Source organism: Streptomyces sp. H27-C3 (genome assembly GCF_030063415.1).
In the GTDB taxonomy this organism is placed as follows: Bacteria; Actinomycetota; Actinomycetes; order Streptomycetales; family Streptomycetaceae; genus Streptomyces.
The window spans coordinates 1-25,302 of record NZ_JASITA010000057.1 but is presented as its reverse complement, the minus strand read 5'-3'; the positions used below and the strand labels follow the sequence as shown (position 1 = coordinate 25,302).

Annotated in this window: 19 protein-coding genes and 2 pseudogenes; 12 read left to right on the top strand and 9 right to left on the bottom strand. The window is 66.1% G+C overall.

Translation table 11 applies throughout. From position 1 onward, the window contains the following. Positions 1 to 166 precede the first annotated feature (166 nt). Genes QMK30_RS34995 through QMK30_RS34985 form a run of 3 tightly spaced genes read left to right on the top strand, consistent with a single transcriptional unit; the run spans position 167 to position 5,308 of the window. Entirely contained in the window at positions 167 to 2,134 is a 1,968-nt protein-coding gene (locus tag QMK30_RS34995) for an alpha-1,4-glucan--maltose-1-phosphate maltosyltransferase (protein WP_283522379.1), read from the top strand. Further along, positions 2,127 to 3,884, top strand: coding sequence for a maltose alpha-D-glucosyltransferase (gene treS / locus QMK30_RS34990; RefSeq protein WP_502963279.1), 1,758 nt, complete (start codon positions 2,127 to 2,129; stop codon positions 3,882 to 3,884). Before QMK30_RS34995 ends, treS begins: the two co-directional genes overlap by 8 nt. Then, positions 3,881 to 5,308: a maltokinase N-terminal cap-like domain-containing protein gene (locus tag QMK30_RS34985; protein ID WP_283522378.1), complete on the top strand. Its 1,428-nt coding sequence runs from the start codon at positions 3,881 to 3,883 to the stop codon at positions 5,306 to 5,308. The genes treS and QMK30_RS34985 overlap by 4 nt, the downstream gene beginning before the upstream one ends. Here QMK30_RS34985 and QMK30_RS34980 read toward each other — a convergent pair. The 3 genes from QMK30_RS34980 to QMK30_RS34970 all read right to left on the bottom strand — a co-directional run bounded on the left by QMK30_RS34980 (position 5,294) and on the right by QMK30_RS34970 (position 8,066). Then, positions 5,294 to 6,610: a metallophosphoesterase gene (locus QMK30_RS34980; protein ID WP_283522377.1), complete on the bottom strand. Its 1,317-nt coding sequence runs from the start codon at positions 6,608 to 6,610 to the stop codon at positions 5,294 to 5,296. The genes QMK30_RS34985 and QMK30_RS34980 overlap by 15 nt on opposite strands. A gap of 75 nt (positions 6,611 to 6,685) precedes the next feature. Next, positions 6,686 to 7,114 carry a nuclear transport factor 2 family protein gene (locus QMK30_RS34975; protein WP_283522376.1) on the bottom strand — a complete coding sequence of 143 codons (429 nt, stop codon included), beginning with the start codon at positions 7,112 to 7,114 and terminating at the stop codon, positions 6,686 to 6,688. Positions 7,115 to 7,163: 49 nt separating this feature from the next. After that, positions 7,164 to 8,066, bottom strand: coding sequence for an aldo/keto reductase (locus QMK30_RS34970; protein WP_283522375.1), 903 nt, complete (start codon positions 8,064 to 8,066; stop codon positions 7,164 to 7,166). A gap of 266 nt (positions 8,067 to 8,332) precedes the next feature. Between QMK30_RS34970 and QMK30_RS34965 the strand changes: the two genes are divergently transcribed. The 4 genes from QMK30_RS34965 to QMK30_RS34950 are packed head-to-tail and all read left to right on the top strand — an operon-like array spanning position 8,333 to position 12,154. Further along, entirely contained in the window at positions 8,333 to 9,775 is a 1,443-nt protein-coding gene (locus QMK30_RS34965; RefSeq protein ID WP_283522374.1) for an ankyrin repeat domain-containing protein, read from the top strand. A gap of 42 nt (positions 9,776 to 9,817) precedes the next feature. Next, the gene (locus QMK30_RS34960; protein ID WP_283522373.1) at positions 9,818 to 10,510 is read left to right on the top strand and encodes an EthD domain-containing protein; all 693 of its coding nucleotides are present in this window, start codon (positions 9,818 to 9,820) and stop codon (positions 10,508 to 10,510) included. Between the two features lie 33 nt (positions 10,511 to 10,543). Beyond that, entirely contained in the window at positions 10,544 to 11,509 is a 966-nt protein-coding gene (locus QMK30_RS34955; RefSeq protein WP_283522372.1) for an NADP-dependent oxidoreductase, read from the top strand. Positions 11,510 to 11,524: 15 nt separating this feature from the next. After that, positions 11,525 to 12,154 carry a tautomerase family protein gene (locus QMK30_RS34950; RefSeq protein WP_283522371.1) on the top strand — a complete coding sequence of 210 codons (630 nt, stop codon included), beginning with the start codon at positions 11,525 to 11,527 and terminating at the stop codon, positions 12,152 to 12,154. Positions 12,155 to 12,242: 88 nt separating this feature from the next. Here QMK30_RS34950 and QMK30_RS34945 read toward each other — a convergent pair. Next, positions 12,243 to 12,701 (bottom strand): annotated as a pseudogene (locus QMK30_RS34945) (IS30 family transposase); the annotation flags it as partial. Between QMK30_RS34945 and QMK30_RS34940 the strand changes: the two are divergent. After that, positions 12,694 to 12,891 (top strand): annotated as a pseudogene (locus QMK30_RS34940) (ISAzo13 family transposase); the annotation flags it as partial. The pseudogenes QMK30_RS34945 and QMK30_RS34940 sit on opposite strands and share 8 nt — an antisense overlap. Before the next feature lie 76 nt (positions 12,892 to 12,967). Here QMK30_RS34940 and QMK30_RS34935 read toward each other — a convergent pair. From QMK30_RS34935 to QMK30_RS34920, 4 genes are all read right to left on the bottom strand, one after another. After that, positions 12,968 to 13,894: a transposase family protein gene (locus tag QMK30_RS34935; protein WP_258049958.1), complete on the bottom strand. Its 927-nt coding sequence runs from the start codon at positions 13,892 to 13,894 to the stop codon at positions 12,968 to 12,970. A gap of 313 nt (positions 13,895 to 14,207) precedes the next feature. Then, complete coding sequence (locus tag QMK30_RS34930) at positions 14,208 to 15,590, bottom strand: zinc-binding dehydrogenase (protein WP_283522370.1); 1,383 nt, start codon at positions 15,588 to 15,590, stop codon at positions 14,208 to 14,210. A gap of 15 nt (positions 15,591 to 15,605) precedes the next feature. Further along, positions 15,606 to 16,760, bottom strand: a complete 1,155-nt coding sequence (locus tag QMK30_RS34925; protein ID WP_283522369.1) for an acyltransferase family protein — start codon at positions 16,758 to 16,760, stop codon at positions 15,606 to 15,608. A 228-nt stretch (positions 16,761 to 16,988) separates the two neighbouring features. Continuing rightward, entirely contained in the window at positions 16,989 to 18,434 is a 1,446-nt protein-coding gene (locus QMK30_RS34920) for an MFS transporter (RefSeq protein WP_283522368.1), read from the bottom strand. A gap of 403 nt (positions 18,435 to 18,837) precedes the next feature. On the opposite strand from QMK30_RS34920, the gene QMK30_RS34915 reads away from it, so the two are divergent. The 3 genes from QMK30_RS34915 (at position 18,838) to QMK30_RS34905 (ending at position 22,710) form a co-directional block, all read left to right on the top strand. Further along, positions 18,838 to 19,146: a muconolactone Delta-isomerase gene (locus QMK30_RS34915; protein ID WP_283522367.1), complete on the top strand. Its 309-nt coding sequence runs from the start codon at positions 18,838 to 18,840 to the stop codon at positions 19,144 to 19,146. Between the two features lie 98 nt (positions 19,147 to 19,244). Beyond that, complete coding sequence (locus QMK30_RS34910) at positions 19,245 to 21,743, top strand: sugar phosphate nucleotidyltransferase (RefSeq protein ID WP_283522392.1); 2,499 nt, start codon at positions 19,245 to 19,247, stop codon at positions 21,741 to 21,743. Positions 21,744 to 21,771: 28 nt separating this feature from the next. Continuing rightward, on the top strand, positions 21,772 to 22,710 hold the full coding sequence (locus tag QMK30_RS34905; protein ID WP_283522366.1) for a helix-turn-helix transcriptional regulator: 939 nt from the start codon (positions 21,772 to 21,774) through the stop codon (positions 22,708 to 22,710). A 129-nt stretch (positions 22,711 to 22,839) separates the two neighbouring features. On the opposite strand, the gene QMK30_RS34900 is transcribed toward QMK30_RS34905, so the two are convergent. Continuing rightward, entirely contained in the window at positions 22,840 to 23,433 is a 594-nt protein-coding gene (locus tag QMK30_RS34900) for a short chain dehydrogenase (RefSeq protein ID WP_283522391.1), read from the bottom strand. A 381-nt stretch (positions 23,434 to 23,814) separates the two neighbouring features. Between QMK30_RS34900 and QMK30_RS34895 the strand changes: the two genes are divergently transcribed. Next, on the top strand, positions 23,815 to 25,068 hold the full coding sequence (locus tag QMK30_RS34895; protein ID WP_283522365.1) for an IS256 family transposase: 1,254 nt from the start codon (positions 23,815 to 23,817) through the stop codon (positions 25,066 to 25,068). The last annotated feature ends 234 nt before the right edge of the window (positions 25,069 to 25,302 follow it).

Sequence of the window (25,302 nt, the reverse complement as noted above, 5' to 3'; positions counted from 1 at the left end):
GGAAGGGCCGTCAGCGCTGTTCCTGGGAGATCTCCTCGGTAAGTCGCCATCGACGCGGCAACTTGCGTGAGTTGACGCAGTGAGTTCCTTCCGCACCCATCGGCTTCGAAAATTACTGCGGTCTTCTGCACGCTGAATACCGGCCCTTCGAGGACGGAGTGGAGCAGTGAACGGCAGATTCTCAATTTCTAATGTGGCACCGGCTGTCGGTAACGGCAGCCGCCCCACGAAAGCAGTCGTCGGTGAGCACGTCCCGGTCACCGCGACCGTATGGCGGGAAGGGCATGAAGCCATTGCGGCGAACGTTGTGTGGCGCCACGAGGACGACCAGTCGCCGGCCCTGAACGTGGCCATGAGTCTTGCCGATCCGGGGCTCGACCACTGGAAGGCGGTCGTTGTCCCCGACCGTCAGGGTCTGTGGATCTACCACATCGAGGCATGGGGCGACCCCTGGGCGACCTGGCTGCACGGCATCCGTGCCAAGACGGGCGCCGGGCATCGCGCCGAGTCACTGTCTGCCGAACTGGAGAGCGGCGCCCGCCTGCTGGAACGGCTGGCCGCCGAGAGCGGCGAGCCGCAGGCGCCGCTGTTGGCCGCCGCCCGGCTGCGTCGCACTGATCTAGATCTTGCCCGGCGTCTCGAGCCCGCTCTCGGGGACACGATCGCGGACCTCGCCGGCCGACACCCTCTGCGCGACCTGCGGACACCCGGCCCGGATCACCGGATCTGGGCCGATCGCACCAGGGCGCTCTCCGGGGCCTGGTACGAGCTGTTCCCCCGCTCGACCGGCGGTACCGACGCGGCCGGAAACGCCGTGCACGGCACGTTCGCCACCACTGCGGCCGAGCTGCCGCGCATTGCTGCTATGGGCTTCGACGTGCTCTACCTGCCCCCGGTGCACCCCATCGGGCAGAGCCACCGCAAGGGCCCCAACAACTCCCTGCACGTCGGGCCCGAGGACGTCGGCTCGCCCTGGGCCATCGGTTCGCCCGAGGGCGGGCACGACGCCGTCCACCCCGAACTGGGCACTCTCGACGACTTCGACGCGCTCATCTCGGCCGCCCGCGACCTGGACCTGGAAGTCGCCCTGGACCTGGCGTTCCAGTGCTCTCCCGACCACCCGTGGGTCCGCGAGCACCCGGAATGGTTCACCACGCGCCCCGACGGCACGATCGCCTTCGCCGAGAACCCGCCCAAGGCGTACCAGGACATCTATCCCCTCAACTTCGACAACGACCTGCAGGGACTGCGCGCCGAGCTGGTGCGGATCGTGCTGTTCTGGGCCGACCACGGGGTGCGCATCTTCCGCGTGGACAACCCGCACACCAAGCCCGTGGCCTTGTGGGACTACCTGATCTGGAAGGTCAAGGAGACCCACCCGGACGTGCTGTTCCTCGCTGAGGCCTTCACTCGACCGGCCGTCCTACAAGGACTGGCCAAAGCGGGCTTCACCCAGTCCTACACGTACTTCACCTGGCGCACCTCGAAGCAGGAACTCACCGACTACGCCAACGAACTGGCCGGCGGTGCGGACTTCCTGCGCCCCAACCTGTTCGTCAATACCCCCGACATCCTGCAGGCAGGCCTTCAGCACGGGGGGCCGGACATGTTCGCCATCCGATCAGCTCTCGCGGCCACACTGGCCCCCACCTGGGGCGTCTACTCCGGCTACGAGCTCTACGAACACCGGCCGGTACGCCAAGGCACAGAGGAGTACCTCGACTCGGAGAAGTATCAGCTGCGGCCACGCAACTTTGCCGAGGCCGAGCGCCGCGGGCACAGCCTCGCCCCCTGGATCACCCGCCTCAACCACATCAGGCGCGCTCACCCTGCCCTGCAGCAACTGCGCGAGATCCGCTTCCTCGATGTCGACAACGACGCACTGCTCGCCTTCGCGAAGACCGACCCCGCCAGCGGCGACACGGTCCTGTGCGTCATCAACCTCAACCCACAAAGCACAGAGGAGGGAACCGTGCACGACGTCATGCAGGCATTCGGTCTTACCCCCAGCGCCCGGCTCACACTGCGCGACGAGATCAGTGGCGCCGTGAGCCCCTGGAGCGATGCGCAGAAAGTCACCCTCGACCCGCGAGACGCGGTCGCCCAGATCCTCGGGGTGGTGACCCATGACTGAGCCGATCCCCTCACTGCTGCCTGGGCTCAGCGCCGACGACTTCGATGCCGCCCGGCCCATGCCCGTCGAACACGACTGGTTCAAGCGCGCCGTCTTCTATGAAGTGCTCCTCCGTTCCTTCTACGACAGCAACGGCGACGGCACCGGCGACATGAAGGGTCTGACCGAGAAGCTCGACTACCTTCAGTGGCTCGGCATCGACTGCCTGTGGTTGCCCCCCTTCTACGCTTCACCGCTACGCGACGGTGGCTACGACATCAGTGACTACCGCGCTGTGTTGCCCGAGTTCGGCACGATCGACGACTTCGCCGCCCTGCTGGACGCGGCGCACGCCCGCGGGATCCGGGTGATCACAGACCTGGTGATGAACCACACCTCAGACGCCCATCCCTGGTTCCAGGAATCACGCACCAACCCCAACGGCCCCTACGGCGACTTCTACATGTGGGCCGACGACGACAAGGGCTACCCCGACGCCCGGATCATCTTCGTCGACACCGAGACCTCTAACTGGGCCTACGACCCAGTCCGCGGCCAGTACTACTGGCACAGGTTCTTCACCCATCAGCCCGACCTCAACTACGACAACCCGCGGGTCCAAGACGCGATGCTCGACTCCCTGCGCTTCTGGCTGGACCTGGGAATTGACGGCTTTCGCCTCGACGCGGTGCCCTACCTGTTCGCCCGCGAGGGCACCGACTGCGAGAACCTGCCCGAGACACACGACTTCCTCAAACTCGTACGCAAGGTCGTCGACGACGAATACCCGGGACGCATCCTGCTCGCCGAGGCCAATCAGTGGCCCGACGACGCCGTCGAGTACTTCGGCGACGCCGCCCAGGGCGGCGACGAGTGCCACATGGCCTTCCACTTCCCGCTGATGCCCCGCATCTTCCTGGCGGTGCGCTGCGAGAGCCATCGCCCGATCTCCGACATCCTCGCGGCCACCCCGTCCATCCCTTCCAGCAGCCAGTGGGGCATCTTCCTGCGTAACCACGACGAGCTGACGCTCGAAATGGTCACAGAGGAGGAACGGGCGTGCATGTACGCCCAGTACGCCTCAGATCCGCGCATGCGCGCCAACATCGGCATCCGCCGCCGCCTCGCCCCGCTGCTCGGGAACGACATCAGGCAACTGGAACTGTTCAACCACCTGCTGCTGTCGCTGCCCGGCTCGCCGGTCCTTTACTACGGCGACGAGATCGGCATGGGCGACAACATCTGGCTCGGCGATCGGGATGCCGTGCGCACTCCGATGCAGTGGAGCCCCGACCGCAACGCCGGCTTCTCGACGGCCGAGCCGGGCCGACTTCGCCTTCCGGTCAACATGGACACTGTCTACGGCTACCAGGGTGTCAACGTCGAAGCGCAGACGAAGAGCCCCGCCTCGCTCCTGCAATGGACGCGCCGGATGCTCGCCATCCGCCGCAGCCACCCCGCCTTCGGCCTCGGCACCTACCGGGCCCTGCCGACATCGAACGACAAGGTGCTGGCCTTCGTGCGGGAGCACACCCTGCCGGACGGAACCCGCGACACCGTCGTGTGCGTCAACAATCTCTCCGCCTCCCCCCAACCGGTCACCCTCGACATGCCTGGCGCCATCGGCGAGCGGCCCGTCGAACTCACCGGAAGCGTTGGTTTCCCCCCGAACGACGGGGCCCCCTACCGGCTTGCCCTGTCCGGATACGGCGTCTACTGGTTCGCCGTCACCTCAGGCGAGGGGCAGGCTGCCGAGGAGCCTGGCAAATGAGCCGGCCGACCACTGCGGTGAGCGGAGCGACGACAGCATTGACCTCACCCGCCACCTTGCGGGCGTTGACCAACTGGCTTCCGGATCAACGCTGGTTCGACGGCACCGGCCGCCCGCTGGCCTCAGTCTCCGTCCTCGCCTCACACATATTCGCCGTCCCGGCCGGTTCCGGGGGGACGGCCGGGGCGTTCGTCGTTGTCCAGGCCACCGACACCGCGGGCCTCGACGCCGGTAGCTATGTCCTCACCTTGGGCGCCAGCACCGACTGCTCAGGGCTGCGTACGCAGGCTGCAGTCGTCGTGCAGGACGGCCCGCTCACCGTGTACGACGCCCTTGACGACCCACGGCTCGTCAACACGCTAATCCGGCACACTTCTCAAGGACGCGATCTGGACGGGGTGCGTTTCCGCGCCGAACCACCGGGCTTCCATGCCTCCGACGCCCAGCTCCCGGTGCGGGCACTTGGCGCGGAACAGAGCAACAGCTCGGTCATCATCGACGAGCGGTTCATCTTGAAGGTCCTGCGCCGCATGTCGCCGGGACCCAGCCCTGATCTGGTACTCCACCGGCTCCTCAGAGATGCCGGCTCCGTCCATGTCACGCCGCTGCTGGCGGCGGTGGAAGACACCGTGACAGGTGCCACCTATGCCACCCTGCAGGAGTTCCTGCCCAAGGCAGAAGACGGCTGGGCCGCTGCCCTGTCGGCAGTGGACCTCTTACTGGCGGGTAATGCCGCCGACCACGGACCTGCGGAAGGCGACTTTACAGCGGAGGCCCACAGCTTGGGCCGGGCCCTTGCGGCCGTTCACCGCGACCTGGCCCAGGCCGGACATTCAGTACTGCAACAGGACGACTACGCCCTCTTGTCTCAGCAGTTCCTCCAACGCCTGGACCGGGCCGTTGCCCTCACCCCGCAGCTCGATCCGTACGTGGGCCGGCTCAGGGCAGCCTTCGGCGCAGTGGCAGCCCTTGAGCCCGCAGAGCACCGGTGCGCCCACCTCACCCACGGCGATCTACACCTGGGCCAGACCCTGCGCACAGCCGAAGGGTGGCTCGTGCTCGACTTCGAGGGGGAGCCCATGGCCGGTCATGCCGAGCGCCACGGACGGCATTCACCACTGCGGGACGTGGCAGGCATGCTGCGCTCCTTCGACTACGCCGCGCATCACGAGCTGACCGACCCGCCCGCAGCGGCGGCCCAGCGGGTGCGAGCCCGTCGCTGGGTGACCCACAGCCAGATCGCGTTCCTGGACGGATACGCCGCGTCCAGCGGCCAGGACCCCTGCGATGATCTACCTCTGCTGCGGGCATACGAGCTGGACAAGGCCGTCTACGAAACCCTGTACGACACCCAGCACAGGCCATCGTGGGCCTGGATCCCGCTGCAGGCCTTGGAGCGAAGCCTGCGGTCAGGCGCCGCGTGACGCCAGCGTGACGATCGTGATGTCAGAAGGAGCGCCAATGCGTACCGGCGGCCCCCACGTCCCCGCGCCCCGCGTCACGTACAACTCGGTGTCGCCGTAGCGCTCCAAGCCGGCGACCGTCGGGTTGGACAACTGCGCCAAATGGTTGACGGGCCACAGCTGCCCACCGTGGGTGTGGCCCGACAACTGCAGATCCACACCGTGTGCCACGGCCTCGTGGATCATGACAGGTTGATGGGCGAGCAGGACAGATGTGCGCGAGCGGTCCCGGCCGCCGAGCGCGCGGACGTAGTCGGGCCCCTGGGCCGGATCCTGCTCCTCGCCAGCGATGTCATTGACTCCGGCAAGGTCGAAGCCAGGAAGTTCGGCACGCGCGTTCTCCAGCGGCTGTACCCCTAGCTCACGCACCTTGTCGATCCACTGGGAGGCTCCCGAGTAGTACTCGTGGTTGCCCGTGACGAAGTATGTGCCGTGCCGTGCGCTCAGCTCTGCGAGTGGTTCGACAGCCGGGCCCAGGTCCTCGACGCTGCCGTCGACCAGATCCCCGACGATCGCGATGAGGTCGGGCTGGGCGCTGTTGATGGTGTCCACGATGCGCTGGGTATGACCGCGCCCGAGGATGGGCCCCAGGTGGATGTCGCTGACCACAGCGATACGGAACCCGTGCGCGGAGCGCGGGAGCCGAGCGAGCGGAACAATCACCCGCTTGAGCCGGGGGCCGCGCAGCGCACTGTAGGTGCCGTAACCCACGGTGCCGACAGTGAGCGCGGAGGCGGCGACGGCAGCGGTGCGGGCGACGAAGAGACGGCGTGAAGGATCGGACGGAGCCGCACCCGAAAGTGACCCATTTCCCGCGTCGGGCGCCGTGGCCGCTGAGGCGGCGAATCCGTAGTCCGACCCGGGGGCGGCGGTTGTCAGAGCCGCTTCCGCAGCGTGCTCCTCGCTGTCCACAGCAGGGAGTACGGCGGCTGCAGCAGAGCTCCGGCGCCGAAGCTGCACGGCTCGTACCGCCCATCGCAGTACATCCGCGGCCAGTACGAACAGGGCCAGGTACAGGACTACGGCGAGCCACAGATACCCCGGCCATGCTATGGCTCTGATCATGGAGAAGGGCAGCGGAGACTGCTCCGTAAGCATGGCCGCGACGGACGTCAGCGGTAGGGCCAAAAGCAGCGTGGTGCCGGTGCGCCGCGGGATCGAGCCCGGCGTCGTGGTATCACGCACCAGCCGCCGCCACAGATAGAGGTGCATCGCCAGCAGGCTGACGACGACCAGCGGGACCAGGACGAGGATCACGAGCATCTGGGCTCCAGGTCGGCGTGATAGGGGCCCGCCGGGACGGGAGACAGCCGGCGGGCCCCCACGTGCGGAGGTTGGTCAGGCGAGGCGGTCAGGCAAGGACGCCAGACGGAAGTTGCCCCAGATGAAGCTGTCCATCTGATGCTGGTCGGCACTGAGGTTGACCACACGGTCGACCTTCCCGTCGGCGCCGAAGTGCCATACCAGGGCCCAGGTGGTGTCGACCTGGCCCACCCCCTCGGTCGACCAGCCGCGGTGTACGTCCACGACGTACTCCTCGTTGGCCTCGAGGAACAGCGGGGCCGCCTGGAAGCCGGTCTTCGCGAGCTGCTCGAAGAACGAACTGACCTCGCTGATCCCGTGCTTGGTCCCGGCGAGCGGGTGGTGCCCGGGAATCGTCCACTCGATGTCGTCGGCGAGCACCTGCGCAATGCCGTCGACATCGTTGGCCGCGTAGGCGGTGAAGAACCGCTCGATGGCTTCGATCTTCGGGTCCTTGGTGGTCACGTATTCCTCCATGGGTTCTCGTCGTCTATCGACAGAGTGGGAACCGGCGCTAGAACGTTTCTGAGAGCCGGCCGAACTGTTCGGGGGTCAGCTCGATGTCCAATGCCGCCTGGTTCTCCTCGAGGTGGGTGATCAAGGCGGTACCGGGGATGGGCAGGACACAGGGGTGGCGGTGCAGCAGCCAGGCCAGCGCGGTCTGTGCGGGGGTCGCACCGATCTTCCTGGCGACTTCCGCCAGCGGTCCGTCGTCAAGCGCGTGCGCCCCGATGGCGAGAGGGAAGTAGGCCAGAAAGGCGATTCCCCGCGCCGCGCAGTGGTCGATGACGGATTCGTTTCCCCGGTCGGCCACGTTGTAAAGGCTCTGGACCGCAGCCACCGGGGTGATGCGTTCGGCTTCCTCGATCTCTTCGACGCTCACCTCGCTCAGTCCGATGTGCCGGACCTTTCCGGCAGCTTGGAGTTCCTTGAAGGCTCCGATCTGGTCGGCGAGCGGAACCTTGGGGTCGATGCGGTGCAGGAACAGCAGGTCCAGCTGTTCCACACCCAGTCGGCGAAGACTCAGCTCCGCCTGCTGTTTGAGGTACTCGGGGTTGCCCATCGGCACCCACTCGGTCGGTGCCGGCCTGACCACCCCGACCTTGGTGGAGATCACTACGGGGTCTGGGTACGGCCGCAGTGCCGATGCGACGAGTTCCTCGTTCGCGCCGACCCCGTAGGCGTCCGCGGTATCGATCAGATCGACACCGAGTTCCACGGCGCGCCTCAGCACGGCTTGGGCCCGCGCCGGATCCTGGGGTGCGGACCACACGAGGGACCGACTGCTCGGCCCCGGACCGTCGCTCAGGCGCATAGCGCCGAAACCGAGCCGGTGAACCGGAAGGTCTCCCCCGATACGGAAAATTTCTTCGCTCATACGGACGGGCTGCGCTGTGCCGCCGATCTTCTCATCCATGAAACGAAACCGTAGGTGAAATCGCCAGTGCCCCGGGTATCCCGACTTCTACTTGGGCAAGTTGGCTATTTGGCTTGGTAGGGATGTCAAGGCTACAGAGTCAACTCCAGTATGTAGCCGTCTCATCCGCGCCATCTGTGGGTTCTGAACGGGTCACGCCATAATCTCGGACAGCGGCCGTTTCCGGGAGAGTTCACAGCTGCTTAGCAACAACGTCAGCAATGCCGGTCCCTGCTGTAAAGGGGCCCTGCTTCGGAGGTGAAAGAATGGAAAGCCAGAAGACGCGAGAAATTCTGGAGAAGTGGTTCGTGGCCATCGGCAGTGGCGACGGTGAGACGATCATCGCCGGTCTTTCGCCTTCCATTGTCTTCGAGCTGCCCAAAGACAAGTGGAACGCCGTCATCGGCTATCTCGGTACCCACATAGGACGAGACGCCGTAGCCGAAGCTTTCCGCATCCGCGCGGAGACCACCCAGGTCCTCGCATACGAACTGAGGGAGCTCGTCGTTGACGGCTCCACGGCATACGCACAGATCTACACCAAGGCCGTGCACACTCGCACCAAGGCGCCCTTCGAAATCGAGGACAGCCACCGTCTGGAGGTCGACGAGCAGGGCCGGATCAGCCGCTGGAAGGTGTACTTCGACCCCAACTGTGAGGTCGCCGCCTTCACCGCAGACCACGACGAGCGCCTGCTCGATGCAGTCCGCAGCGCTGACATAGCGGCGGTCCGCTCTCTCCTCAGCTCCGGGGCCAATCCCAATCACCGCAACGCAACATCCGGCCTGACGGTGCTGCAGGCAGCCGCCGGACTCGGCAACGCGGATACCGTGCGAGCCCTGATCGCGGCTGGCGGCGACGTGTACAGCACCGACAACCGCGCCGGTGGATCTGCCCTGCACAAGGCAGTGCAGAACGGCGACCTGGAGACTGTCCGCGTCCTGGTCGAAGCGGGCACGTTCATCGACGTCGTGGCTCCCACCACGGGACACACACCGCTGATGGACGCCCTTTGGTACAAGTGGCCGGATATCGTCGAGTACCTCTTGTCGAAGGACGCGGGCCTGGGCCTGTCCACGCACTACGGGTTCTCGATGCGTGAGCATTTCGAGTACGAGCTCAACGTAAACACCCGTGGCAAGGAGCAGCTACTCAAGGCGGAGCAGCTGCTCAAGGACCGGACCGAGCGCGACCAGCGCCGTATTGACGAGCACACTCTCATGACAGCCGTGACCGCCGGCAACATTGAGTCCGTCCGGTCGCAGCTCGCCTCCGGCGCCGACGTGGACTCCCGCTACCCATTCGTCAACGGGTTCAACGACGACCACACGCCGCTTCTGGTCGCCTCCCGTGACGGCCACACCGACATCGTGCGCGAGCTGCTCGCCGCCGGCGCGGACGTCAACGCCACCGAACCCACCTTCGGCGCCGTGCCGCTGCACAAGGCGGTCTACAACGGGCACGCCGACATCACTGAAGTGCTGGTCGCCACCGAGAGGGTCGACCTCGACTTCCAGGGCGCCACCAACGGCTACACCCCGCTGCACGATGCGCTGTGGCACGGCTACGAGCGCTGCGCCCAGGTCCTTATCGGCGCGGGAGCCCGCCTTGACCTCGTCGGCCACGACGGAAAGACCCCCCGAGACATCGCGGTTGAGACCTTCGGCCCGGACCACCCCCTGGTACGCGACCTGACAACGACCGCCTGAAGCAACCACCGGCCACCCCACACCTGTGAGAGGAACGACGACATGATCCACCAGTTGATCTTTGCAGCCCCCAAGCCCGGCATGAGCGAGGAGGAGTTCCACCGCTACTGGCTCGAAGAGCACGCAGTGCGCTACGCCAGCAAGATTCCGCAGATCAAGCGGTACGCCGTCAACACCCGTGTGGCGCTGCCCGGTGACGCCGAGCCGCTGTGGAACGGCATCGCGGAGATCTGGCTGGAGAACGAGGAGGACCAACTCGCCTCCCTCCAGACTCCCGAGTTCCTGCAGGGCGCCCGCCTCGACGAGCCAAACTGGGCCGCGTTCTGGCGTTCCGTCGTCCTGGACACAGACACCGAGGTTGTCGTCCAGGGTCGCCCGGAAAACCAAGCCCAGCCCGGCATCAAGGTGATCATCCTGGGGAAGCGCCGCGAGGGCATGTCACGCGAGGAATTCCGCCGCTACAGCCGCAGCACACATGCCCCGCTGGTCGCCGCAGTTCCGGGCGTCCGCCGCTACTACCAGTCCTTCACCCGAGACGCCTGGTACGGCATCAGCGAACCGTCATTCGATGTCGCCTACCACGTGTGGTTCGACAGCGTCGACAATCTGCAGGCGGCGCGCCGCAGCGCCGAACAGGCCCAGGTCGAGGCCGACTACAAGAACTTCCTCAACGAGCAGTACGTGCACACCCTGCCGATGCAGCAGCACTGGATCGTCGGGCCTGAGGCCCGCTGACCAACCCACCCACTGGTACCCCGATCTGCCACGATGAAGAAGGACATGATGCCCGAGACCATGCGCGCGATTCGGCAGCACGAGTACGGCGGCCCGCAGGTACTGCAACTCGGCCGGGCTCCCCGGCCCGAGCCCCTCTGGACCGAGGTTCTGGTCCGGGTACACGCCGCCGGCGTCAACCCGGTGGACTGCAAGACCCGTTCCGGCGGCGGCATCGTGGCCACCCAGGGCGACCTGCCGATGACTATCGGATGGGACGTTTCCGGCGTGGTCGAGGCGGTCGGCTCGGGGGTCACCCGTTTCGCCCCCGGTGACGAGGTCTACGGAATGGTCAACTTTCCTCGCAGGGGGGCGGGCTACGCCGAGTACATCACCGCCGACTCCGTCCAGCTGTCGCGCAAGCCTGACGCCCTCACTCACGAGGAGGCTGCAGCTTTGCCTCTGGCGGCTCTGACCGCCTGGCAGAGCCTGGTGACGGTCGGCAGGGCCGGGCCGGGCACGCGAGTCCTTATCCACGGCGCCGCGGGCGGCCTTGGACACCTCGCTGTACAAATAGCTCGGGCGCGCGGCGCCGCCTATGTGTATGGGACTGCCCGCGCCGAAGCAAGCGCGCTGCGCGCCATGGGGCTGGACGAGGTCATCGACTACAGCGCAGTGCGATTTGAGGAAGTCGCCCACGACATTGACGTCGTAGTCGACACTGTCGCAGGCGAGTACGGGCTGCGCTCCCTGGACACCATGCGTACCGGGGGTGTCCTGGTATCACTGCCCGTCCCGCCGGACGAGCGCACCATCCGCGAAGCGAACCGGCGCGGACTGCGTGCCGTGTCCCTGACCGTCGAGGCTGACCGGGCCGACCTCGACAACATCACCGCGCTCGCCGACGCCGGCGCCCTGCGCCCGGTACTGGCGGAAGTGCTCCCGCTGGAACAGGCAGCCAAGGCGCATGAGTTGGTAGAAGCCGGCCACGTGCACGGCAAGATCGTCCTGACGGTCTGAGAGGAGCGCACCGCCATGCCGATCATCCGCGTCAGCCTTCTTGAGGGCTGGACCATGGAGCAGAAGGCACAGGTTACCCATGAGCTGACCGAGGGCCTTGTATCGGTGCTCGGAGAGGTCTCACGCCCCTTCATCTACGTCGTCGTCGACGAGATGCAGGCCGGCGCCGTTGCGTTCGCTGGGAACGTGATCACCGACGAGATGAACCAGGAGGCCCTAGCCCTGTCCGCGCGACAGCGGACGACAGTCGTGAATGCCCAGCGGACCGAGCAGGCATACGCCGCACTCGCAAGCGGGGACGCTGAAGAGATCGCCCAGTACTGGGCGAAGGACGTGACGTGGTCCGTACCCGGCGCACATCCGCTGGCGGGTACGAAGCGCGGTTTGGACGAACTGCGAGCCTACGAGCAGCAGCGCGCGCAACTCAGTGGGGGGACGTTCAGCAGCGAGCGGCTCCAGGCGCTGATCGACGGAGACACTGCCTTGGTCCGAAGCCGTGACACCGCAGTACGTGCCGACCGGGGCGCCCGCAGCCTGGCGGTGGACGTCCTGCATACCCTCACGTGGTGCGACGGACGCGTCACCGCTGGCAGCGAGGCATACGCGGGCCCCAACGCGGCCGCGAACGACTCATTCTGGAGCTGAGACGCTGTCTTGACCCGTGCAGTGGCCCGCCGACGAGGCGGGCCACTGCACGGGTGGTTGCACCGTACGCGTCGCCCCCTTGTCCTTGTTGTTCCTCGAAGACTTCAGCGGGCGTCTTCCACCCGAGGATCTTTCGTGGCCGGTTGTTGAGCGCGTGAGCGACGGCCTCGAGATCGTGAGCGGACCAGCGGGACAGGTCGGTGCCTTTGGGGAAGTACTGCCGCAGCAGACCGTTAGTGTTCTCGTTCGTCGGGCGCTGCCACGGTGAATGCGGGTCAGCGAAGAACACCTGTGTCCCGGTCTCCAGCGCGAACTGCGCGTGGCCCGAAAGCTCCTTCCCGCGATCCCACGTCAGGGTCTTGCGCAACTGGTCGGGCAACCTCGTCAGCGACGCCGTGAGTGCGGCGTTCATCGCGACGGCCCCGTAGCCGCCGAGCGACGGCCCGTTCTTCACATACGGCTTCTCGCCCCAGCCCTCCATGCGTGGCAGGTGGACCAGGAGCGTTGAACGACTGCGCCGCTCGACGAGCGTTCCGATCGCGGACCTGCTCGCCGTGTTGTTCGGCAGCAGCCGTACGGCCATGCACCGCACTCTCCTGAAGAACAGAAGACTGTTCGAGGCCCACGGGGTCGCCATCCCGCCCGCGACGACCCCACCCGCAGCCCTCGCGACCCTCCAGGCCAGGGTCCTCGACCTGACCGACGAGCCCGGCAACAAGATCAAGACGACGTGTTAATGATCTGCAAGCCCTTACGACCTCACCCGCGATTGAGTTCGTGGCGTGCTGGCCTGGCGGTTCGGCTGGTGGGTGATCAGCAGGCGGTGTCGCGGGAGAGGACGAGCGCGGTGCTGTGTTCGCGGTGGGTGGGCCGCTTGGCGGCGCGGTCGGAGATCAGGGCGGCGATGGCCTGCTGGGTCTCGGGGAAGGTTTCGCGTCGTCCGGTGAACCGTCGTAGTGGGGCCCATTGGCGCAGTTCGGCGTTGGTGTGCTCGACGCAGATCCGGGCTGAGGACTGTCGTCGCCTCGCCTCGCGCCAGGCGTATTTGTCGCCGTCGCAGGCGTCCTCCTTCGGTTTCTTCGGCGGCGCGGTGACCTGGTCGGGGAACTCCTTGGCCAGGCCCTGGTAGCCGGAGTCGACCTTCGCCTTCACGCCGGGACGGGTCCTGAACTGCTCGGCGATGCCCTCGGTGCGCACGGCGGTCTGGTCGTGCATCCGGCCGGGCCGTTCCGCCCCGGAGTAGAGCAGGCGGCCCTGGCCGTCGCTGAACGTGGTGGTCTTGATGGTGTTCTGCCTGCGCTTGCCCGAGATGAACGCCCGGCGCCCGGGGCGGCCGGCCTGCGGGCGGCGGACCTGGGTCTCCGCACCATCGAGCCGCAGCTCGATGTTCTCGGCCTGCGCGTAGGCGAACACATCCTCCAGTGTGCGCAAGCGCAGGCCGGGCCGGTCGGGGACGGCGAAGCCGCGGGCCGCGAGCAGGGGCCTGATCTCCTGGATCGCCCTGCCGATGGTCGAGGAGCCGACGTCGTAGACCACGGCGAGGGCATCTTGGGGCAGGCCGGTGCGCAGGTAGGCCAGAGTGATCACCAGCCGGTCGCGGAAGGCGAGTTCGTACTTCGGTCCCGCCCCGGCCTGCCGACGGCGGTCCCGCCCGCGCCGGTCATGGCGTTCGCCCTCGCACCGTGACTCCCACCTGGGTTCGAGCTCGTCGAGCAACTCGCCGAAGTGTTGGCGGCTCACGCCGCAGAAGGCAGGATGAGACAAGGCCGCGCGGGCCCGCTTCTTGATCACACTCGAAGAACCCGCGCGGCCCTCGTCATGTCACGGCCTCGCCCCGATCAATCGCGGGGGAACTCGTAATCAATAATACCGGCGTTCGGTCGCCGATTGGGTGCCTGCCTCTGGCAGACACCTTCCGCGCCAGGAGGCTGGAAGTGGGCCTCCTGGTAACCCTTCCGCGTGGTGAACGCCTGCCCGCCGTCACCTCACCAAGTACGGGATCGTTGCCGGTGACGTTCCCATACCGGTGAGGCGGCGGTGGCCAGGACGGCTCTCAGGCCTCCGAGCGATGAGTCAGGACGATCTTGCCGCGCATATGGCCGCCTTCCAACTGCCGGTGCGCCGCGTCGGCCTGCTCCAGAGGTAGTCGGCGTGTGACCTCGGCAGCGAGCAGGCCGTGGTCCACGAGCTTGGCGATATGATCGAGCATCTCGCCCTCGGGGTGGACTACATGACGCAGAACTTGCACCCCCAAGAGCTGGGCCGCTGCTTCAAGGGTGTTGGCTCCCTGGGCGGCGCCCGATACAGGAGCGATCACCCCACCGCGGCGCACAGTCTGCAACAGGCTGTCCACCCCGACCGTGTCCACGACAACATCGATGTCCGACACGTTCTCCGCCACGGACGTCGTTGTGTAATCGACCGCCTCATCAGCCCCAAGGCGCCGTACGAACTCGTGATTGGCCTCACGGGCGACAGCGACGACATATGCCCCCCGGGCCTTGGCCAGCTGCACAGCAATATGGCCGACGCCGCCGGCGGCTCCGTTGACCAGGACGCGCTGGCCCTTGCCCACCTGCGCGTGCTCCAGTACCTGCCATGCCGTCAGCGCACACAGCGGCAGCGCGGCCGCCGAGACGTGGTCGACCTGTCGGGGCTTGAGCGCCAAGTCCTGAGCCGGGGCACTGACGTACTCGGCGTATCCGCGGGCCAGGCTGGGGAACCTTGGCATGCCGTAGACCTCGTCGCCGGGTGAGAACCTCGTGACATCGGCGCCGACTGTCTCGACGATGCCGGAGATGTCCCAGCCCCAGATGTAGGGGCCGTCGTCGAACCATGCCGCGACGTGCCCGGCGCGGCACTCCCAGTCGACGGGGTTGGTACCGGACGCCCTGACATGCACGAGTACCTCGTCGGCAGCGACCGCGGGGACGGGAACCTCAGCGATCTCCAGTACCTCAGGGCCTCCGTAGCGGCTGGCCACCACTGCACGCATGGTTCTCCTCGGTGCCTCGTCGCTCTGCAGGGCGAGCGGGTTGAAGTACTCGACGAATCGGCTGATGAGGCCGTCGTCGTTGAACTCGAAAAATCCGACATTTTCGTTCCGATAGGTGCCGCCCTGGATGAGCTCGGCGTCTGGGAACCACCGGGCGATGGCCCTGCGCGGGTCCTGCAGCGGCCAGATTTCCGTGTCGGGGTAGCGCAGCTGCGTGTACTTGGCGGCTTCTGCCGCGTAGAAGCTGTGCAGCTGTTCACGGCCGTTGATGACTGCAGGTATCCCACCGGGGGTGTAGGGGGCGACCACCTCGCAGTCCGGTGACCACAGCCTGATCCAGGCGTCGATGTCGAGAGAGGCGAGGAGCCGGAAGTATGTTGTGAGCGTTGCAGTGTTGCGGGTGCGTATCTGCTCGTCGGTCGGCATGGCAGAACCAGGCATGGAGAACCTCGCTTCTCAAGGAGTCGTGATGGAAGAAGGCGCGGCCGCCACTGTCTCTGGAGCGAGGGGGGCTCGGACCGGGACCTGAGAGCCTGGAGGCCGAGATCGGCCCCCGCCCCACCGGCGCATGGCTGGTTCTTCGACGAACCGGTATAGGAGCCACCCGCCGAGCAGCGTGGTCGCGAATGCCAGAACAAGAAACGCTGTCCCGCCTGCAATCCCCCACGTCTGGGATTGACCGCCCAGAAGTCTGCGGACCTCGGTGAGGGCGATGTAATGGATCATGTAAAATCCGAAGGAGACATTACCTAGCCACAGCATGGACCTGCTGCGCAGGAGCGAACGGCCCCCGGCCACGTCGGCATGGGCACCGGCCGCCACCAGCAGGCCGAGCGGCACAGCCATGGCGGCAGTGAGTGTGAAGGTCCAGGCGCCTGCCTGCGCCGCCTGACCCGATGCCACGTACGCAGCGGCGGCTAGGACCGACGCCGGTCCCAGGCGGAGCCCGATCCAACGGCCGTGCTGCACGATGCGCGCCAGCACGATGCCCATGAGGAAGTCGAGCATGCGAACCGGCGGCAGGGCGTAGACGAACCAGAACTCCCACTGCGACGCGGGCACCGGCGAGTTAAGGAAGGCCGGTGACGTGGGAAGGGACCAGGCGATGACAGGCATGAGTCCGATCGCGATGGCAAGGCCGCAGAAACAGTGCCACAGCCGGTTCGCCGGAATCCTGTCAACGAGACGCAGCACTAGAGGAAAGAGCAAGTAGAAGAGCATCTCGCATGACAGTGACCAAGCCACAGGGTTGACACTGACCTCGATGTCGAGCTGAGGGAACCAGGCCTGGAAGAGGAAAAGGTTGATTACGGTTTCCCAGCCCCCGATGCCCTGCCCGAGAGCGACCAGTATGGCCAGTGCGAGAAGGAAGGTCGCAAGGTGGTTGGGATAGACCTTGGCGATTCGGCGACGCCAAAAACGCCGGACCGTGTCCGTGGGACGGGCCGACCAGGTCAGGACAAATCCACTAAGGATAAAAAAGAATCCGACGCCGGTCCAGCCTCCTTGACCGAAAACGGATTCGAGCACCTTGCTGGCCTGCTCGGAAGAGAAGGGGGACTGCTGTGCTGAATGGAAGAGAAGGACCAGCGCTGCGGCGATGAATCTCATGCCGGTCAAGGTAGGAAGTTTTATTGCGGGGGACACGAGGGCTCCCTCGTCGTGGGTTAGTGCGAGCGAGGTCAGCGAACCAGAGGCCACTTTCGCTGCACAGTTCCGAAAGGATTCCTTCGCTTATTGTGGTGACTTAACGCAGTGAGCCCTTTCTGTGTCCGGGCGGCACCGAGCCCCCGCCCGCTGAGACCGGTCGGGGGCCTGAGAGTGCGCTTGTGGGTGCCGTCAGTTGGTCTGCGCGACGGGGCGTCGCAGGAAGGCAACAGCGATGGCTGCACCCGCGATGCAGATGATGCCGGCGGTGAGGACTGCGGCGTGTAGCCCGCCGAGCGTAGCGAGGGCGGGGGTGGTGGTGGAGGAGAGCGTCTCGGTGCGGACTGTGACGATGGCTGCGAGACCAGCGGTGCCAATGGCACCAACGAACTGCGGGAGCTGGGACAACCCGCCGGCAACGCCCTGTTCCTCATTGCTGACGCCTGAGGTCATGGTGGTGATGAAGGCAACCACGGTCAGGACGTGTCCGAAGCCCATGGCGCCAGAGGTGAGCAGTAGGAGGCCGAGGCCGCCTTCCGCGGGGAGGAAGAACATACTTGCGGTGCCCAGGCCCTGCACCACGAGGCCGATGGCCATGGCGCCCACTTTGCCCCATGCGGTGATCAGCCGGGCGGCGAGCATGCCGCCGACGAGGGCGGTGATGCCCTCGGCGAGGAACGCGGCACCAGTAGCGAGTGCGGAGTAGCCCAGAACGTCCTGCATGTAGAGGCTGAGCAGGACGGTGGTACCGCCGCACATGCCGAGGGTGATCAGCCCGATGAGCCCGCTCCACTTCACGGTGGGCCGGTTCAGCAGCCCCAGCGGAATGAGAGGGGCCGCATGCCGCTTCTCCGCCAGTAGGAACAAGCCGAGCGAGACGATGGCCAGGGCTAGGGAGCCCAGTGTGGACAAGCTCGTCCACCCTGCGTCGGCGCCGGTCGAGATCCCGTAGACCAGGGCGAACAGGCCGACGCTGGCCAGTACGGCGCCGGGGATGTCCAAGGTGGCCGGGATGCGGTTGTCGTTCTTCGGGAGCACCGACAGCGCGCTGGTGAGCACCACGGCTCCGATGATCACGAGGATGAGCATCGTCCAGCGCCAGTTCAGACCGCTGGTGATCACTCCTCCGCCGAGGGTGCCGAGGACGAAGCCCAGCGACAACACAGCACCGTTGACACCAAGTGCACGTGTGCGCTGCGGTCCCTCCGGAAACGCCGTCGTCATCAGTGCGATTGCTGTCGGCGCGATCATTGCGGCCGCCGCACCTTGCCCGGCGCGGGCAGCAATCAGCAGACCGGGAGAGCCGGCGAGACCGGCAGCGAGCGAGAAGACGCTGAAGAGCGTGACTCCGATGAGGAACAGGCGGCGCCGGCCCACGAGATCGGACACGCGCCCGAACAGCGGCAGCAGGCCGGCGGTCGGCAGCAGACAGGCTGTGGCCACCCACTGCAGGGAGCCGGTGCTGGCGAAGCCCAGGTCGCGCCCGATCTCCGGCAGTGCCACTGTCACGACGGAGAAGTCGAGGCCAGTCATGAAGGTGGCCCCGCACAGGGTGAACAGGATCAGCCAGCCCTTGGCACTGAGCTTGCCCGCGACCTCCTCGCCAGGGACCGTCTGCCGATTCTCCGTTACTGCCATGGGATGCCTCTCACAGGGGAGTTGATTGCCGGGCGCAGATCGCACCAGCCTGGACCGCCACTACGAAGCGAACTGCGAAACGACTGGCGAGAACAACTTCACCGCGAACACAGCTCTCACTTCGACGACTTGTCGAAGTGGCCGCCTCGCCTTGCGGCCGGCAGGCCTGCGACCAGCCTGTGACATGTGGGTGGCTGCACCCAGCCCCCTGGCAGGGGTACCCCTGCCGTGCCTACCCCTGACAGGTGCAGGACCAGCCGTTCGATTTCTGGTAAGGGAACTCACTCCGTCAACTTGCCTAGAAATACCCTGCCGGGAGGATTCCTCTTTTCTATTTCTCTAGAGTGCGATTAGCTCCTGACAGATAGCCACATTCCGACCACTGTCTGCCTTTGGAGAAAAAATGCTGTTCTACGTTCAGATGAAGTGGAAGCACGAAGGCCGAATCACACTCGACGAACTGTGGGAGCTCGAGCAGGACGAGGCTGAGCACGCGCAGGAGACGATGGACTCCGGATTCTGCGTAGGCATCTGGAAGGTCGCAGCCCAGAAGCGAGTCATTGCCATCATCGACTCACCCGACGCCGAAGAGCTCGACCGCACCGCGCTCGGCCGCCTGCCGATGCGCGAATACCTCGAGTTCGAGCAGGTCTGGCCGCTGCGCGACTACCTCGGGTTCGCTGACGACGTCAAGGCGCGCTACAAGGTCTGACGGCAGCAGGGCGAGAATAACTCGCCATTTTACCCGCCCAGAGTTTCAATGTGCCCAGCGAGACCGACACCGAAAGCCCCCTGAAGGAGCCCAGCACCGTGAAAGCCGTCGTGATGGCCGGTGGCGAAGGAACTCGCCTTCGCCCGATGACCTCCAACCTTCCGAAGCCGTTGCTGACTGTTGGCGACCGGCCAGTCATGGAACACGTGCTGCAGCTCCTCAAGCGCCACGGAATCAAAGACGTCGTGGTAACCGTCCAGTTCCTCGCCTCGCTCATCAAGAACTATTTTGGTGACGGCAGTGAGCTCGGTATCAATCTGATGTACGCCCACGAAGAACAGCCGCTAGGGACGGCCGGCAGCGTGAAGAACGCCGAGAAGGCACTGGATGGCGAACCCTTTGTGGTCGTCTCGGGCGACGCTCTGACCGACTTCGACCTCACCGACGCCATCCGATACCACCGCCAGAAGGGCGCCCTGGTGACGGTATGTCTCACCAGGGTCCCCGACCCCCTGGAATTCGGCATCACAGTGCTGGACAACACGGGCAGGGTCGAACGCTTCCTCGAGAAGCCGACCTGGGGCCAGGTCTTCACCGACACCGTCAACACCGGCATCTACATCATGGAACCCGAGGTGCTCGGCTACGTGGCCGATGACGAGCCGGTCGACTGGTCTGGCGACGTCTTCCCTCAGCTGCTGGCCAACGGCCAGCCCATCTACGGCTATGTCGCCGACGGCTACTGGGAGGACATCGGCAGCCACGACAGCTACGTCAAAGCCCAAGCTGATCTCCTCGACGGCAAGGTCCGCATCGAGCAGACCGGCTTTGAGATGGCCCCCGGTATCCGTGTCGGCGAGGGAGCGGAGATTCACCCTGAGGCCGTCCTGACAGGGCCACTGACCATCGGCCCGTACACCCGGATCGAGGCAAAGGCAGAGATCGGACCCCACACCGTCATTGGCAGAGGCAGCGTCGTGGCAGCCCGCGCCGTCGTCGAACGGGCCGTCCTCCACCAGAACGTGTACATAGGTCCTGGTGCGTCGCTGAATGCGTGCGTCGTCGGCAGGGGCACCGCTGTAATGCGCGGCGCCCGCTTGGAACCTGCCGTGGTGATCGGTGACAACTGCACCATCGGTGACGGGTCCATCATCGCCTCGGGCGTGCGGGTCTACCCGTCGAAGACCATCGAGGACGGAGCACGCGTCAACGCCTCCGTCGTATGGGAGTCCCGGGGCCAGGCCCAGCTGTTCGGCCCCCGTGGCGTCGGAGGAATCCTCAACGTCGACATCACCCCAGAGCTGGCCGTACGGCTCATCAGCGCGTATGCGAGCACCCTGAAAAAGGGCGACAGCGTCGCCCTGGCCAGCGACCACTCCCGCGGCGCGCGAGCCCTGGCCCAGTGCATGGCCTCCGCTCTCCAGACCGGCGCCATACATGTACAGGACCTGCGAACGGTCACCATGCCTGTTTTGCGCCAGCAGAGCAGCCGCGGTGCCGCAGGCGGAATCTACGTGCGCACGGCTCCCGGACTGCCCGAATCAGTGGAGATCCTGTTCGTGGACCAGACCGGAGCCGATTTCTCGGACGCCGCGAAGCGGAAACTGGACCGCGTCTACGCCCGACAGGATTACCGCCGTGCGTTCCCCGGCGAGATTGGCGCCATCACCCACCCAACGGACGCCGTCGGTTCGTATGCGCAATCGCTGATCGACGCCCTGGACTTCGACAGAGTCGCCCACTCCGGCATCAAGATTGTGATCGATGTTGCGCACGGCACCGTCAGCCACATCCTGCCCGACCTGATCGGACAGCTGGGGATCGAAGTATTGGTCGTCAACGCGGGCATCGACGACACGCATCCCACCGAGACCAACGACGAACGTGTGGAAGCACTCGCCCGCCTCGGACAACTGGTCCGTTCCTCCCAGGCCGACTTCGGTGCCCGCTTCGACCCGATCGGGGAGCGCCTGACCCTCGTCAACGACCTGGGAGAGACAGTCGACGACGCACGCGCCGTCCTGATCCAGCTCGCGCTGGCCATGCGACACCACCACGGCGGAAGCGTCGTGCTGCCAGTCACCGTCTCGCGCACCGCGGAACACCTCGCGGCAGCGTACGGCGGACGCGTGAAGTGGGCGAGCACATCGCCCGCTGCCCTGGCGAAAGCAGCCGAGGCGCCGGAAGTGATCTTCGCCGGTGACGGCGCTGGCGGCTACATCCTGCCCGGCACAGGTGCACCCTTCGACGGTGCCGCGGCACTGGTCTGCCTGGTCAGCCACCTCGCAGGATCCTACGAATCACTCAGCCACATCGAAGCGCAGATCCCTCAGGACCAGGTGCTCCAACGGGAAATACCCACTCCATGGTCCGTCAAAGGTGTGGTCATGCGCCATATTGCCGAAGCAGGTGGAGAGCACGTCCTCGACACCACCGCAGACGGCGTGCGCATCATCGAACCCGATGGCGGGTGGGCACTGGTCCTCCCCGACCAGGCCCAAGCGATAACGCGGGTGTACGCCGAGGGAGGCAGCCAGAGGGACTCTCAACGGCTCCTGGCCAAGTGGGCCGACCGTGTGGTCGAAGCGGCCAGCTGACCCTGCATCTGACAGGTGCAGGCACGAAATGACGACGGGGGGCATGCTGGTGTCCATGGAGCGGAAATCCGAACTGGGAGAATTCCTGCGGAGCAGGCGCGCACGGCTTCGGCCACAGGACGTGGGCCTGCGCGACTACGGTGGCCGACGCCGGGTGCCCGGGCTGCGCCGCGAGGAGCTGGCCCACCTCGCTGGCGTGAGCGCTGGCTACTACACACGGCTGGAACAGGGGCAGAGCCCAAACGCCTCGGACGCCGTGCTGGACGCGGTCTCACGGGTACTCCAGCTCGACGAGGCGGAACACGCGCATCTGCGCAGCCTGGCCCGCCCCCAGCCCAAAGCGCGCAAGCGCCGGCGCCCAGAACAGCTCCGCCCCAGCGTGCAGATACTCATCGAATCCTTCCGCGACACGCCCGCCCTAGTCATCGGCCGCTACAGCGACGTGCTGACCTGGAACCCGACGGCACACGCTCTGATCGCCGGGCATTTGCCCTTCGAAGCTCCTTCTCAACCCGGGCAACGTCCCAACGTGGCCCGGCTAATGTTCCTGGACGAGCACACACGGGAGCTGTACGCGGACTGGCGCGGCAAGGCTCGGGACACAGTGGCCGACCTGCGCCTGACCGCGGGACGATTCCCCGACGACCCGGAACTCACGGGTCTCATCGGCGAGCTCACCCTAAAGAGCGCTGAGTTTGCGTCGCTGTGGGCATCGCACCCCGTCCACCCGTGCGTACCGCATCACACCCGCGAGTTCCGCCACCCCGTAGTCGGCTCCATGACGCTCTACAACGAACTCATGGAGCTGTCTCACGCCGAAGGCCAGCGGGTCGCGGTGTTCACGGCGGACCGCGATTCCGCATCGGCGGCGGCGCTGCAGCTTCTGGCAGACCTCAGCGTCGGTCGGCAGGACGTGTCGACGTACCAGCGCACGTTCACCTCCCCAGATAGCGAACGCCTCGCCTAAACGTCGGTGCGCCAGCACAGACCTTCAAGCCGGCAGTCGCGAACGTTCTCCTTGACGTTCGTGCGCTGCCATGGACCTCGGCCCGGCAGTGTCTCCCCCGTCGCTGCTGGGCCGAGCCATGCACCGGTACTACCCGGCATCCACCGTCAGCGTTCGCCCGTTGCTCTGCCCTTCGACGGCATCGACATACGCATCGGCGAGCTGTACGGCTGGCGTGCCACCGCCCGGGTCCAGGCTCATGGCTGCAAGGCTCTCGGACACCCAGCCGGGGCTTACGACGTTCAGCCGTAGCCCGCGGGGCATTTCGACTGCCGCAGACCGCACAAACGCCTCCAGGCCGGCGTTCACCAGGAAGCCGAGTGAACTTCCAGGTACCGGCTCTGCGAACCGGCCGCTGGTCAAAGTGATGGACCCGCTGTCCCGTACGTGCCGGACTGCACGGCGGGCCAGGTTCACTTGCCCGATCAGCTTCGCGTCGAGCCCGCCCCAGAACTGCTCGTCACTTTCTGTGTTCAGCGGTGCCATGCCCCCATGGGCCGCGCAGGCCACAACGGCGTCGACGGCACCGACCTCTTGAAAGAGGGCATCGATGGAAGCAGGGTCGCTGATGTCCACGCGTACTGCCCCGGAACGCGAGACGGGTACGACGTTGTGACGGGCTCTCAAGGACCGCGCAACCGCGCTACCGATGGTGCCCGTCGCTCCGATCACTACGATCTTCACAGTCTGTTCCGATCTGTCCTTCGGGCCTTGGTGCCCAAAGACAAGACTGCTGCGAAGCCTGATTTCTACCCAGCCCTCTGCCGTGTGTACCACCGGTGTGAGTACACCTGCGGCCGAAATGAAACACGCACTCGTCATCGCCGAGTTGCCCGAGCCGCCACATCAATGCGGGTTGCAGGTTCGAGCCCGCGCAGCTCACCACTGAGGTCGGCACGCCCGATGACCACTGCCGGGCGGCACGACGCAGAGTGTCACCCTGGACAACTCCGGGAGCAATGCCCAGATCCTGTGGATCGGCTCGGTAGGGCGTACCTTCCCGAGTGATCGATCGACTGGTATCGAGTAGGCCGACGTTGGCGCGTCGGCCGGGAAGGCACGCCCGTGCTCACGGTAGTCAACGACGACGGCTCGACGCGAGATGGATCCCTGATCGACGAGATCGTCCGGGAGGGCGCCCGGCGGATGCTGGCCGCCGCGCTCGAAGCTGAAGTCGATGCATACATAGATGAGTTGGTGGGTGACAGAGACGTTCAGGGGCACCGTCTGGTGGTCCGTAACGGACACCATCAGCCGCGGAAGGTCACCACGGCATCCGGGGTGATCGAGGTGGAAGCGCCACGCGTGAACGACAAACGCATCGACGCGGCCACGGGTGAGCGCAAGCGGTTCTCCTCGGCGATCCTGCCGCCCTGGGCCAGAAAGTCCCCGAAGATCAGCGAGGTGCTGCCGCTGCTCTACCTGCACGGCCTGTCCTCCGGCGACTTCGTGCCCGCGCTGGAGCAGTTCCTGGGCAGCTCGGCCGGCCTCTCCCCGGCCACGGTCACCCGCCTGCCCGTGCAGTGGCAGGCCGACCACGCCGCAGTCGGCGAGCGCGATCTGTCCGAGACGGACTACGTCTATGTCTGGGCCGATGGCATCCACCTGAAGGTCCGCCTGGAGCAGGCGAAAGCCTGCGTGCTGGTGCTGATGGGCGTGCACGCCGACGGCACCAAGGAACTCATCGCGATGACCGACGGCTACCGCGAATCGTCGGAGTCCTGGGCGAACCTGCTGCGGGATGCCGCCCGGCGTGGGATGCGTGCTCCCGTACTCGCGGTGGGCGACGGCGCCCTGGGCTTTTGGAAGGCCCTTGCCGAGGTGTTCCCGGCAACACGCCCACAGAGATGCTGGGTTCACAAAACCGCGAATATCCTCGACAGCCTCCCGAAGTCGGCCCAGCCGGCGGCGAAGAAAGCGATCCAGGACATCTATAACGCGGAAGACCGCGAACACGCGGCCCGGGCCGTGAAGGTGTTCGCCCAGCAGTACGGGGCGAAGTTCCCCAAGGCCGTCAAGAAGATCGTCGCTGACGAGGACGAGCTGCTGGCGTTCTACGACTTCCCTGCCGAGCACTGGATTCACCTGCGGACCACCAACCCCATCGAGTCGACCTTCGCAACCGTCCGCCTGCGGACCAAGGTCACCCGCGGCGCCGGCTCCCGCGCGGCCGCCCTCGCGATGGTCTTCAAACTCGTCGAGTCCGCCCAGGCTCGCTGGCGGGCCGTGAACGCACCCCATCTCGTCGCCCTGGTCCGCGCTGGAGCCCTCTTCGAACGCGGTCACCTCGTCGAGCGTCCCGAGCCCGCCACAGCATGAACAACCTCAACCGACCCACAGGTCATGACCTAACTTGACTCTGTCGGGGATCTTGGAGTTTCCCGGTGCGGCAGCATGATCAACGGGCATGCTCGGGTAGGTCCGAAGGCCGATGCAGCTGTCGAGGTGCCCGTTGTCCCTCCGTCCTCGTTCCGGTGAGCAAGTCCCGCCTCTGACCGCGCAGGTCGCGCGGGCGAGCAACCCGGGCGGCACGACGGCGATATGGGTGCGTGA